Below are 12,059 nucleotides of genomic sequence, written 5' to 3' on the forward strand. Positions count from 1 at the left end.
CCCCCTCGAGATGAGATTTCCCGTATAGACCCCTTAAAGACGATAAGGTAGATAGGTCTGGTGTGGACGCGTGGTGACACGTGAAGCTGACAGATACTAATCGGTCGAGCGGTTTATCCACACAGGATGGAGCGACCCGGTGATTCAAGCACGCGTTATTTAGTTTTGAGCGAATGATGCTCAACAGGTCAGGTGGCGACAGCGAAGAGGTCACACCCGTTCCCATGCCGAACACGGAAGTTAAGCTCTTCAGCGCCGATGGTATTTGGGCGGAAACGCCCTGAGAGCGTAGGACGTCGCCTGGCGATAGAAAAAATACCCGCATGTTCCCGTTAATGGAATGTGCGGGTATTTTTTGTCCAAAACACCAAAGCGCCAGAATATCTGTGGAAAGCGCCAGATTCCGCCGCCAACCTATCCACCCCCCTGCTTTAAGATAGCCGAAAATATTGTATAATGGAATAAAATCATTCAGGAGTGGTTCAGCAATGTCCATTAGCAAGCAGGTCAGTGATTATTTACACGTAGCATCTGTTTCCGATCCTGTTTTTCACCCGAATGGTGATCGTCTATCTTATATTACCGATGACGAGACAGGGATTCCGCAGTTATGGTCGTACGATTTTAATACCGGGCTTAAGCAGCAAGTGTTAAAAACAGAAGATCGCGTGATGTTCGTCACGTATATACCAGGGTCGGCCAAGCGTGTTATCGGGATGGATGCCAGGGGTAATGAGCGTAAACAGCTTTATTTGATTGCTGAGGAAGAATCGGTTCACCGTCTCACACCTGTTGATGACGCCATCTATAAATATGGCGGTCCGTCTGCAGATGGCCGTTATATCGCGTGGGCAAGTAACGAGCGTCACAAAGCTTACTATGACCTTTATATCGCTAATATTGAAAATGGTGACATACGCAAGATTTTTGAAGGTAATTCCAATTACAGTATTATGAGCTGGCATCCCGACGGTCGTCGGTTGCTCGTGCAGGAACATTTTACAAATCTATATAGCCGCTTGGGGTTATTACATATAGAAAGCGGGCATATCGATTGGTTTACGCCCGAAGCTGAGTCCACGTCCTATAATCGCCCGATTTTTAGTAAAGATGGCGAGGCGCTATATATCCTCAGCAACCGGCAACGTGAATTTAAGGCGGTAGCAATGATCGATATGCAGACGTATGCCTTGCAGTGGCTCTGTCGCCATGAATGGGATGTCGAGAACTTAGTTATGAATGAGGCGGGGACACAGCTTGCGTATACGACGAATGAAGCCGGTATTTATCGTGGCTGGTTGTACGATTTAAAGACCCAAACCTACGAAGATTGGCAAGTAGGTATTGGCACGATCGCAGAGTTGACATTTAACCATACCGGAGAAAAGCTCGGGTTTATTTTTAATGGTCCTGCTTCCCCCGCTGATATCTGGATATTGGAAACAGCAACCCTGAATATCACTCGTCTCCACTGCACGTCGACATCAGCAGCTTTTGAATCCCGACTCATTGAGCCATCTATTTACCAGATCCGCTCGTTTGATGAGCTTGAAGTGCCTTCATTCCTTTACAAACCTAGACACCTTAAAGAACCTGCTCCGGTGGCTTTCTGGGTGCACGGCGGACCTGAGAGCCAGACAAAAGCAGAGTACCATCCCGTTATTCAGTGTTTAGTCAATCTCGGGTATATCGTCTGTGCGCCCAATGTGCGCGGCAGTCGTGGCTACGGGCGCACATATATCCATCTTGATGATGTTCGCAGACGTATGGATTCCGTCCAGGACTTGGTTGAAATTGCCGCTGCCTTGAAAAAAGAACCGGAAGTCAATGCGGATAGAGTGGCCGTTATGGGACGCAGTTACGGGGGATTCATGGTGCTTGCCGCAGTGACCCATTATCCCGATGTGTTTGCTATCGGTATTGACCTTGTCGGCATCTCCAGCTTCCGTACGTTTTTGGAGAATACCGGCCCCTGGCGGAGAAAACTTCGGGAAAGTGAGTATGGAACGATAGAAGAAGATGGCGCATTTTTTGATGCGATTGATCCGATTCACTATACAGAACATGTTACAGCACCACTTCTTGTCTCCCATGGAGCCAACGATCCCCGTGTACCTATCGCCGAAACCGAGCAAATGATCGATGAATTAAAAGCCAGGGATCATCCGGTTGAATATGTCCGATTTGAAGATGAAGGTCACGGGATCGTGAAACTACAAAATAAAATCGAGGCGTACACAAAAATGGCCGAGTTTCTGGATGTTCATTTATGATGGTTAAACAAACGTTTATTTAATCCAATAAACGTTAGAAGACTATTGCAAAATTTTCGGGTTAACCTCCGTTTAAAAACACGAAATATTGTCCAGCAAAGAGATAGATGTTATTCTTCTGTAGAAGGATAACTCGCAAAATGTCGACCAAAATATTGACCAAAATCTTCAAATGAAACAAGGGAATATCAGGAGGTTATTACAGTGTCCAAAGTGCTCGTAACCGGTCATAAAAGCCCGGATACCGATTCGGTTTCTTCGGCGATCGTTTATGCCTATTTGAAAAATAAACAAGGATTTGACGCTTATCCCGTGCGGCTGGGTGAGGTGAATAAAGAAACCGCGTATGCTCTCGATTACTTTAACGTGGAAGCGCCTGCTCTGGCAGATGATGAGGCGAAGCAGGATGTCGAGGAAGTGATCCTCGTTGATCATAATGAACGGCAACAAAGTATAGACGATATTGAAAACTTCAAGATTATCGAAGTGATCGATCATCACCGCATTGCCAACTTCGAAACGAGGGACCCTCTTTATTATCGGGCTGAACCGGTCGGGTGCACGGCCACGATCTTGCTGAAATTATTCAGAGAGAGCCATATCGACATTCCGAAAGATCTGGCGGGTCTGATGCTGTCAGCAATCCTTTCCGATTCGTTGTTGTTCAAATCACCCACCTGCACCGATGAAGATATTAAATCTGCCCTTGAGCTTGCCAATATTGCCGGTGTGGATACGGAAGCATATGGAATGGAGATGCTCAAGGCAGGTGCTGACACGAGTGGCAAAACCATCGACGAGTTGTTGACGATGGATGCCAAAATCTTTGAAGTCGGAAACGACCAATTGGAAATCGCCCAAGTCAATACTGTTGATGTCGCGGACGTTCTTGAAAAGAAACAAGCAATTACCGAGAGAATGGATGAAATCATTCAGGAAAAACAACTATCATTTTTCTTGCTGGTCATCACCGATATTTTAAATAATGATTCCACCATTATTGCCGGCGGCAATGAAAACGAAAAAGTCGAACGTGCTTTTAACGTAAAGCTTGATGATGACACTGCCGTGTTAAAAGATGTCGTCTCCCGTAAAAAACAAATTGCGCCCGTGCTTGTGAAAGAATTTTCCTGAGAAGACGAGAGCTGCCCTTTAGTGTTGGGCAGCTCTCTGTTTAGTAAAGGATTCGCCACAAGTAAAACGTTGCGTATGTTTCCCAGCCTGACCAGTTCTTGGCGTAGTGGAGGATTTCCTCTTTTGTCGGCTTTTGCTCATAACCGAGCATCAATTTGATGGCGTTTTGCAAACCGACATCATCGATGGGAAAAGCTGAAGGAAAGCCCAGACAACGTGCCAATACGTAATGAGCTGTCCAGGGGCCGATGCCGCGAATGTTAACGAGCATCTTTTCCGCTGTTTTAAAATCTACCTCGAGTAATTTTTCCTTGGATAACTCTCCGTTGGCGATAAGTTGGGCTACGCCGATAAGGTATTCGGATTTTTTCCTCGTCATTTTTAAATCGGCCAAATCTTGAACGTTTAGGCTCGCGATTCTTTCCGGTCGCGGGAAAAGCCAATAGCCTTCCACCTTCTCCCCGAATGATTCCACAAAACGGCGTTTAAGCGTATAGGCGAAAGAAAGGTTGATCTGCTGGCCTAAAATCCCCCACGCCAAGGCTTCGAATAAATCGGGAAGTCCCACATTCCTCAGCCCGTAAAATTTGCTCGTCGGCTCGTGCAATAATGGATCATTTTCAGCGAGTTGATAAAACGGCTCCAGGTCCGTGTCCATGTCGAACCACTCCCGAACATAACGGGCGACTTCAGCCCGGCCAGCTTTATTTTCCGGTGTGGTTCCTGACAAAAAGCGGACCTCGAGTATCCGGTCGTTTTCCGCGCTGATTTCAATGAGAACGGTGGTGTTATTTTCTAGTGCCAATGCCCGATAAATCTTTTCATCTTTGATGGCAAACATACATTCATCGGTTGATCGTGACAGGTAGTCGATGTTTTCTTTGAAACTGAATGCTTGCGGTGCAAAGATTCGTAGAATCTCGTGGTGATCTTCCCAGTGCATGGATATCCCTCGTTTCGATATCTTGCTTTTATAATCGTCAAATATTTAAATGGCAGGTTTTAGCGGTTATAATTATATATGAGGTGACGAGATGAGACTTGCAGATAAGTATTGGACCGCGATTGTCGATAATGATGCCACTTATGATGATCTCTTTTTTTACGGGGTCAAAACGACAGGGATTTTTTGCAAGCCTTCCTGCAAATCGAAAGTTCCGAATAAAGAGAACATCCACATATTCAAAAATGCGTACCAGGCGCAAACAGCGAACTTCCGCCCGTGCAAACGTTGCAAACCGGATGGCTTGCGCTTGCCGGATGAAGAATGGGTCACACAGATTATGGAGTGGATCGATGCCCATTATCAGGAACCGCTGTCGCTTGCTATTCTCGCGAAAGCCACCCATGGCAGTCCGTATCACTTGCAGCGAACATTTAAAAGGGTCGCGGGAATCACCCCAAACGAATATATACAAAGGACCCGTCTGGAACGGGCGGGCGATTATCTCCGGCACACTGATATGTCAATCAGGGACATTGGTTCTGCCGTTGGCCTTCCGAATTCATCTTATTTTATCACAATGTTTAAAGCAAGAATGAAGCAAACGCCTGAAAACTTCCGGGAAGAAAAAAGGGGTGAAGCGCATGAAGCGTCGCATTTATTGGACGACCGTTGAGCATGAGGATTGGAGATTTTATCTGGCGGCTACGGAAAAGGGACTTTGTTTTATCGGGTCCCCGAATGGTCCTCTTGAAGAGGTGAAAAAATGGGCGGATCGGACGCTGGGAGAGTATGAGCTTGTTGCGGATAATTTAAGTTTTTATAAAAGAGAGTTGGCTGAATACCTCGACGGAGACCGTGAGACATTTTCGCAGCCTGTCGATCTGCATGGAACAGCGTTTCAGCGTGACGTTTGGGAGACGCTGGAGACGATTGGTTACGGTGAAACCTCGACGTATTCGCAGGTTGCCGAACAGCTCGGGAGACCGAAAGCGATAAGGGCGGTAGCTTCTGCTATCGGCTCGAACCCGGTGTTAATAGCCAAACCGTGCCACCGTGTGATCGGGAAGGATGGTTCTTTGACAGGTTACCGGGGCGGGTTAGAAATGAAAAAGCTTTTATTGGAGATGGAGCGCAATGCCAAGCGAACTGCTCTATAAATACCCGAAAACGCTTCTAAATAAAGGCACCGGGTTTTTATCCGGCTACACCCATTCGTTAAACCCTTATACGGGCTGTGCTTACGGCTGTTCTTTTTGTTATGTCCGGCAGATGCCCGTTTCCACATTCCGTGATGGCGAATGGGGCACGTGGGTTGATGTCAAAAAAGGGGCGGCGGACCTTTTGCAAAAGGAGCTTAAACGCGCCAAATCCAAAGGGGAGGTCACCATTTTTATGTCCTCCAGCACCGATCTTTACCAACCGGTGGAGCATGAGGAGCGGATCACGCGGTCGTTGCTGGAAGTTATGGTCGAACATCCGCCGGACTTTCTTTTCGTGCAAACGAGAAGTCCGATGGCACGCAGGGATATTGACTTATTTTTGCAGATGGAAGATCGCATTCGCGTCAGCATGACGATCGAGACCGATCGCGAGGATATACGCAAGCATTTCACGCCGGACGCACCGGCGATTCGCGGACGTTTAAAAACGTTGCAGTTATTGAGGAAAGCGGGCGTTCCCACCCAGGCTACCATTGCTCCGCTTTTGCCGAGCAGCCGGGAGTTTCCGGATTTATTGAAGGCATACGTCGACCGCATCTGCATCGATGACTATTTTATGGGCGATGGCAGTGGAGGTCGGCGCACCGAGAACTTGGGCATCAGGGGAAAATATGAAGAGCTGGGTCTGGAAAAGTGGTACGAGCCCATTACCTATCAAAAGCTCATCAAACGGTTTCGACGCGTCTTTTCCGAGGAGCAAATCCATGTGAGTCGAGAGGGGTTTATGCCGTAGGGAAGGTAGTAAACACAGTAATCGATAAGGGGTGATTTTATTGGACTTTGGGGGCCGTGATGCGATCAGGCTACCCGCCACTTGTTATAAAGAATGAACATCGTCAGGACTACTATCAAGCATTACAGAATGCCGATAACGGAGACTTAACGAAGCTTCTGCAGCTATGCCATGAACAAATGGAGCAAAGTCTGCAAACGATGTTAAACGTGATCCGGGATACGAATCGCCCATATTGATAAAACCCGCGTGCGGTGCACGCGGGTTTTTATTGAATGAAAATGATTTTTTTTGATTGACATTGAATGAACGTGAATGTAAAATGCCTGTAAACGCTTACGAAGATGGTGAGGGATGTCATGTTAAACGTAGAACGACAGGAAGCGATCCTTCAGTTGTTGCGGGATAAAGAAAACGTCACGATTCAGCAATTCATCGATAAGACGCGTGCGTCAGAATCCACTATTCGCAGGGATTTAATAGAGTTGGAAAAAGAACAACAGCTCAAGAGAGTCCACGGGGGTGCTTCCCTCGTGAAAAGGCGAAAAGAAGAGCCGACGATCGAGGAGAAGATGCCTCAAAACAGAGAAGAGAAGGTAACGATCGCCAGATATGCTGCCGGGCTCGTTCAGAATAAAGATTGTATTTTTCTCGATGCCGGGACGACAACGATCGAGATGGTTCCTTTTCTGGCCGATAAGGAAATTATCGTTGTGACCAACGGGACGCAGCATGTGCAGCGGCTGATTGACTATGGCATTGAAACGTATATTACCGGCGGCAGAGTAAAAAGCGAAACTGCTGCACTTATCGGCTCGAAAGTGGTGAGGGCTCTGTCGGCATACCGTTTTGATTATTGTTTTCTCGGCATGAATGGTGTGCACGAGCGCCATGGTTACACAACGCCGGATCCTGAGGAAGCGATTGTAAAAGAAACCGTTCTTCAGCTCGGAACCCAGTCATTTATACTCGCCGATCATTCCAAGCTTGGGGAGGTAGCATTCGCGAAAGTGGCTGACCTTGCAGACGCAGCCATGATTACATCCGATGGAGCGGGTGATCCAGATCGAGAACGTTATCAAGAATATACAGAAGTAAGGACTGTGAAAATGTGATCTATACATTAACGCTTAATCCGGCGGTGGATTATATCGTACGAGTCTCGGATTTTGAATTGGGCCGGATCAATCGATCGGAAACCGATGTGAAGTATCCGGGAGGCAAAGGGATCAATGTGTCCAGGGTGCTCAATCGTCTCGGGCAGGATAATACAGCCCTTGGCTTTGTCGGTGGTTTCACAGGGCGTTTTATAGAAGACTCCCTTGCGGCGGAGAACATTCGTACCGATTTTGTTTCCGTTGCTGGAGACACCCGCTTGAACATTAAACTGAAAACATTGGAAGAAACCGAGATTAACGGACAGTCTACGCACATTTCTGCCGCAAATATGGGCGCGTTAAAAGAAAAACTCGCGTTGTTGAAGAAAGGAGATACGCTCATTCTGGCAGGAAGCTTACCGGAAACAGTGTCTCCCGGCACGTATTATGACATTATCCACACATGGGTACCCAAAGATATTCGCTGTTTCCTCGATACAAATGGCGATGCCCTATTTGAGGCATTGCGCGCGCGGCCATTTTTTATTAAACCGAACCATCATGAGCTTGCAGAACTCTATAATGTTCCGATTGCATCGCCGGAACAAGCAGCTTTTTATGGGAAAAAGCTGCAAACTGAATATAGCGTACCCCATGTGCTCGTTTCCATGGCCAGTCAGGGAGTTCTTTATATACACGAGGAAGAGATCGTTCATATTCAACCTCCCCGGGGAACACTCGTCAACTCTGTAGGGGCGGGCGACTCGACGGTCGCGGGTTTTCTTGCAAAATATGAAAAAACGAATGATCCGAAGGAAGCGGCTATCTATGCGGTGGCCGCGGGGAGTGCGAGTGCGTTCTCCGAAGGATTTTGCACGAAAGCGGAAGTGGATCGTTATAGCAACAACATGCAATGTGAGCGGATAAATATCTAGGGGGGAGCATTGTGAAAATCACTGAATTGTTACGTGCAGAGACGATGATTTTAAATCTGGCAGCTAACTCCAAGAACGATGTTATTGAGGAGTTAACATCCAAACTCGACGAGAACGGTTATTTATCCGACCGTGATGCATTCAAAGCGGAAATCGATAAGCGCGAGTCAGAAAGCAGCACGGGTATCGGCGAAGGGGTTGCCATTCCGCACGCGAAAACGAGCGCTGTGAAAACACCTTCGATTGTTTTTGGCCGCTCAGAAGCGGGCATTGATTACGATTCACTTGACGGGCAGCCGTCGCATCTTTTTTTCATGATCGCCGCAAGCGAGGGCGCGCATCAGGATCATTTGCATACGTTGTCGCGTTTGTCGACGCTGCTCATGGATGAATCGTTCCGTAAACAGTTGCTGGAAGCGAAATCGAAAGAAGCGATTTTGTCGGCCATTGATGAGAAGGAAAAAGAGAAGCTCGGGAGCGAAGAAGAAAGTTCAGAGGAAAGTAAATCTCCCCGTTTATTGGGAGTTACCGGTTGTCCAACGGGTATCGCTCATACCTATATGGCTGCTGACGGGTTAAAGGATGAAGGTAAAAATCGAAACATCAGCATTAAAGTGGAAACGAATGGCTCTGACGGGGTAAAAAATCCCCTTACCGCAGAAGAAATCGCTGCTGCGGACGCGATCATCATCGCCGCTGACACAAAAGTAGAGACCGACCGTTTCGACGGGAAGCCGCTTATTCAAGCGAGCGTCGGTGATGGTATTCGCAATGCTGCCTCGCTGTTTGATCGGGCCATGAGCAAAGATGCACCCGTTCATAAGGGCTCCGGCGGAAGCGGCGGTGAATCTACCGCAAGCTCCAGTGGTGGAGGCGGCGGTTTCGGATTTTACAAGCATTTAATGAACGGCGTCTCACACATGCTGCCGTTTGTCGTTGGCGGCGGAATCTTGATTGCCTTGTCGTTTTTCTTCGGCGTTGATGCGGCCGATCCCGAATCATCGGATTATAATGCATTTGCCGCTGCCCTTGATGCCATTGGCGGCGAGCATGCCTTTGGGCTAATGGTCGCTGTGCTCGCCGGTTTTATCGCGATGAGTATCGCGGACCGTCCCGGTTTGGCTCCCGGCATGGTCGGCGGTTTTATGGCAACAACGGGAGACGCCGGTTTTATCGGCGGGATCATTGCCGGATTCCTCGCCGGATATCTGATTTTAGGGTTGAAAAAATTATTTTCCGGACTTCCGGCGACATTTGACGGCATTAAAACGATCCTTTTTTACCCCTTAATCAGTATTTTTGTCATCGGGATCATCATGCACTTCGTGCTTATTGAACCGCTCGCTGCCTTTACATTATTCCTCCAGAATTGGTTGGATGGCATGCAAGCCGAGAACATTGCCATTCTCGGGGTGATCCTCGGCGGGATGATGGCGGTGGACTTAGGTGGTCCCGTTAATAAAGCCGCTTTCACCTTTGGCCTTGCCATGATCGATGCCGGTCAGTTCGGGCCCCATGCTGCGGTTATGGCCGGCGGGATGGTTCCGCCACTCGGCATTGCACTGGCAACCACTATCTTTAAAAATAAATTTACCGTTGAACAACGAGATTCGGGCCGAACCAATTATATTTTAGGCTCATTCTTCGTCACCGAAGGGGCGATACCGTTTGCCGCAGCGGACCCGGGGCGAGTGCTCCCTTCCGCTATTGTTGGATCCTCCGTTGCCGGAGGGCTTTCCCTGCTTTTCGGTGTAACGCTGCAAGCCGGACACGGCGGCCTGATCACCATGGCGACCCCGGCAGTAACGAATACAGTGGGCTATATCATCGCGATCGTGGTCGGCGCGATTGTTACGGGATTAATGCTGGGATTTTGGAAGAAAACATTGGAATAAGAGAGAGAAGAGCCCGCGCAGTAAGTGCGCGGGTTCTGTCTTTCTGGTATACTATAAAGAAATTAATGAAAGGAAGTGTGCCATGATAGTAAAATTACGCGAAGTACCATTGAATTAAAAATTTTGCGACTATTGAAACCCCGAATGACCCTTCCGGATAAACAGCATTATTTAAACCAGGAAAAAGGCTTTGCAGGCGAACAGCAGCTGGATATTTGGCTGGAAGACCTCACGAATGATTGTCTCATCGTCAATGATTTGTTGCTCAAACATAAACAGCAGCTTTTTCAAATTGATACGCTGCTTATTTTTTCAAACAAGATCTATCTTTTTAATGTGAAATACTATGAAGGTGACTATTATACTGAATATGACAAGTGGTATGTGATGTCCGGTAAAGAAGTCAACGATCCATTGCTGCAGTTAAAACGGAGCGACTACCTCCTACGCCAGTTACTTCAAAGCCTCAAGATGAATTTCCTCCCGATTGAGCCTCTCCTTATTTTCATCAACCCTGCATTTATGCTGTACAACGCTTCTCCCAACTTACCGGCTGTTTTTTCATCCCAACTGCAACGCTATATGAATAAATTGAACCGCGAACCAGCGAAGATCAATCGCAAACATGAACATCTGGCTGAACGGCTCGTTTCCTTGCATGAAGAGAAGTCCCATCATACCGAGCTTCCTGATTATGATTTTGATCGATTGGAGAAGGGGGTGGTTTGTGTGAGGTGTGGTGTCATGATGGTCCGTGGAGGAAAAACCTTTGCTTGCGACCACTGCGGCCACGTCGAAAATGTTAAACCCGCGATCATCAGGAGTGCGGAGGAATACAATGCCCTTTTTCCGGATAGCAAAGTTACCACTCCAGTCATTTATGAATGGTGCGCGATGCAATGTGATAAGAAAACAATAGCGAGAGCTCTCGACGAGCGGTTTAAACTCGTCAGAAATGGGCGGTATGCATACTATACTGAATGAGTTCAGCATATTCATTCCCGCGACCCCCAAAAATAAAGAATGCCGAAAATGGGGTGTGCTGGCGGATCCAGCGGCCCCCAAAATAGAGATTTATCCAATATGGGGGGCGCTGGAGGTTCTAGCGGCCCCCATATTGGAAAACTGATCAAAATGGGGTGTGCTGGCTGCCCCTGCCCGGTCGTGCAGCCACTCTACAGCCTACCGCAGCCGCGCCTCCGCGACGAATTTCCTCGCGCGCGAGGTTAAACCGGCCCAATCCTGCGCAGCGATCAGCTTTTTATCCAGCAAGGATCCGCCCGCGCCGACGGCAACGGCTCCTGCTTGCATGTAGTCGGCGATGTTGTCGAGGTCTATGCCTCCCGTGGGCATCATCGGGATGTGCCCGAGTGGTCCTTGCAATGCTTTTATAAACGCCGGGCCGACGGCATCGGCGGGGAACACTTTTACAAGATCGGCGCCCCAGTTTTTTGCCTGCAAGGCCTCGGTGGGGGTGAAAATACCGGGGATGACGATCGTATTATAACGGTTGCTCGCTTCAATGGTTCCGCGGTCAAGGGTGGGCGCGAAAATAAACTGAGCCCCTGCTTGAATGGCTTGTACCGCGGTTTCCTCATCCAACACGGTGCCGGCGCCAACAACCGCACTATCACCCAACCGCTCCCGGAGCTCGCGGATCGCAGCAAAAGCGTCATCCGAGTCAACGGTGACTTCAAGGCCGGTTACACCGCCGGCCACCAGGGCATCAGCAATCGAATGAATATGTTCGCCCGGCAAGCGGCGCATAACGGCGACGACGCCGGATTCGAGTAATTGTGGCAACTTCGGTTTCATAAGTGATCGTT

The 12,059-nt window shown here is 48.3% G+C and carries 12 protein-coding genes and 2 rRNA genes; 12 read left to right on the top strand and 2 right to left on the bottom strand.

What is annotated here, in order from left to right; translation table 11 throughout:
- The 4 genes from BLS58_RS15960 to BLS58_RS15975 all read left to right on the top strand — a co-directional run.
- A 23S ribosomal RNA gene (locus tag BLS58_RS15960) occupies positions 1–121 on the top strand; the annotation flags it as partial.
- A 67-nt stretch (positions 122–188) separates the two neighbouring features.
- Positions 189–305 (top strand): 5S ribosomal RNA (gene rrf / locus BLS58_RS15965).
- Between the two features lie 183 nt (positions 306–488).
- Positions 489–2,273 (top strand): alpha/beta hydrolase family protein, encoded by a 1,785-nt coding sequence (locus BLS58_RS15970; RefSeq protein ID WP_090399981.1) that lies wholly within the window; start codon positions 489–491, stop codon positions 2,271–2,273.
- Between the two features lie 204 nt (positions 2,274–2,477).
- A complete protein-coding gene (locus tag BLS58_RS15975; RefSeq protein ID WP_090399984.1) occupies positions 2,478–3,407 on the top strand; it encodes a manganese-dependent inorganic pyrophosphatase in 930 nt (309 codons plus the stop codon).
- A gap of 40 nt (positions 3,408–3,447) precedes the next feature.
- Here the strand turns inward: BLS58_RS15975 and BLS58_RS15980 are convergent, their stop codons facing one another.
- The gene (locus tag BLS58_RS15980; RefSeq protein WP_090399986.1) at positions 3,448–4,350 is read right to left on the bottom strand and encodes a DNA-3-methyladenine glycosylase family protein; all 903 of its coding nucleotides are present in this window, start codon (positions 4,348–4,350) and stop codon (positions 3,448–3,450) included.
- A 91-nt stretch (positions 4,351–4,441) separates the two neighbouring features.
- Between BLS58_RS15980 and BLS58_RS15985 the strand changes: the two genes are divergently transcribed.
- The 8 genes from BLS58_RS15985 to BLS58_RS16020 all read left to right on the top strand — a co-directional run bounded on the left by BLS58_RS15985 (position 4,442) and on the right by BLS58_RS16020 (position 11,217).
- Positions 4,442–5,026, top strand: coding sequence for a bifunctional transcriptional activator/DNA repair enzyme AdaA (locus BLS58_RS15985; RefSeq protein ID WP_090399988.1), 585 nt, complete (start codon positions 4,442–4,444; stop codon positions 5,024–5,026).
- Positions 4,995–5,510: a methylated-DNA--[protein]-cysteine S-methyltransferase gene (locus BLS58_RS15990; protein ID WP_090399990.1), complete on the top strand. Its 516-nt coding sequence runs from the start codon at positions 4,995–4,997 to the stop codon at positions 5,508–5,510. Before BLS58_RS15985 ends, BLS58_RS15990 begins: the two co-directional genes overlap by 32 nt.
- Positions 5,488–6,306: an SPL family radical SAM protein gene (locus BLS58_RS15995; protein WP_090399992.1), complete on the top strand. Its 819-nt coding sequence runs from the start codon at positions 5,488–5,490 to the stop codon at positions 6,304–6,306. Before BLS58_RS15990 ends, BLS58_RS15995 begins: the two co-directional genes overlap by 23 nt.
- A 59-nt stretch (positions 6,307–6,365) precedes the next feature.
- Positions 6,366–6,545, top strand: a complete 180-nt coding sequence (locus BLS58_RS16000; protein ID WP_090399995.1) for a hypothetical protein — start codon at positions 6,366–6,368, stop codon at positions 6,543–6,545.
- A 120-nt stretch (positions 6,546–6,665) separates the two neighbouring features.
- Positions 6,666–7,421, top strand: coding sequence for a DeoR/GlpR family DNA-binding transcription regulator (locus tag BLS58_RS16005; protein WP_090399996.1), 756 nt, complete (start codon positions 6,666–6,668; stop codon positions 7,419–7,421).
- Complete coding sequence (gene pfkB / locus BLS58_RS16010) at positions 7,418–8,338, top strand: 1-phosphofructokinase (protein WP_090399998.1); 921 nt, start codon at positions 7,418–7,420, stop codon at positions 8,336–8,338. The genes BLS58_RS16005 and pfkB overlap by 4 nt, the downstream gene beginning before the upstream one ends.
- A gap of 11 nt (positions 8,339–8,349) precedes the next feature.
- Positions 8,350–10,233, top strand: coding sequence for a PTS fructose transporter subunit IIABC (locus BLS58_RS16015; protein WP_090400000.1), 1,884 nt, complete (start codon positions 8,350–8,352; stop codon positions 10,231–10,233).
- A gap of 123 nt (positions 10,234–10,356) precedes the next feature.
- Complete coding sequence (locus BLS58_RS16020) at positions 10,357–11,217, top strand: nuclease-related domain-containing protein (RefSeq protein WP_143018942.1); 861 nt, start codon at positions 10,357–10,359, stop codon at positions 11,215–11,217.
- Positions 11,218–11,415: 198 nt separating this feature from the next.
- Here BLS58_RS16020 and BLS58_RS16025 read toward each other — a convergent pair whose 3' ends face one another.
- Positions 11,416–12,048 carry a bifunctional 4-hydroxy-2-oxoglutarate aldolase/2-dehydro-3-deoxy-phosphogluconate aldolase gene (locus BLS58_RS16025; RefSeq protein WP_090400006.1) on the bottom strand — a complete coding sequence of 211 codons (633 nt, stop codon included), beginning with the start codon at positions 12,046–12,048 and terminating at the stop codon, positions 11,416–11,418.
- Positions 12,049–12,059: the final 11 nt, after the last annotated feature.

It is taken from the genome of Natribacillus halophilus, from assembly GCF_900100185.1.
Lineage (GTDB): Bacteria > Bacillota > Bacilli > Bacillales > Marinococcaceae > Natribacillus > Natribacillus halophilus.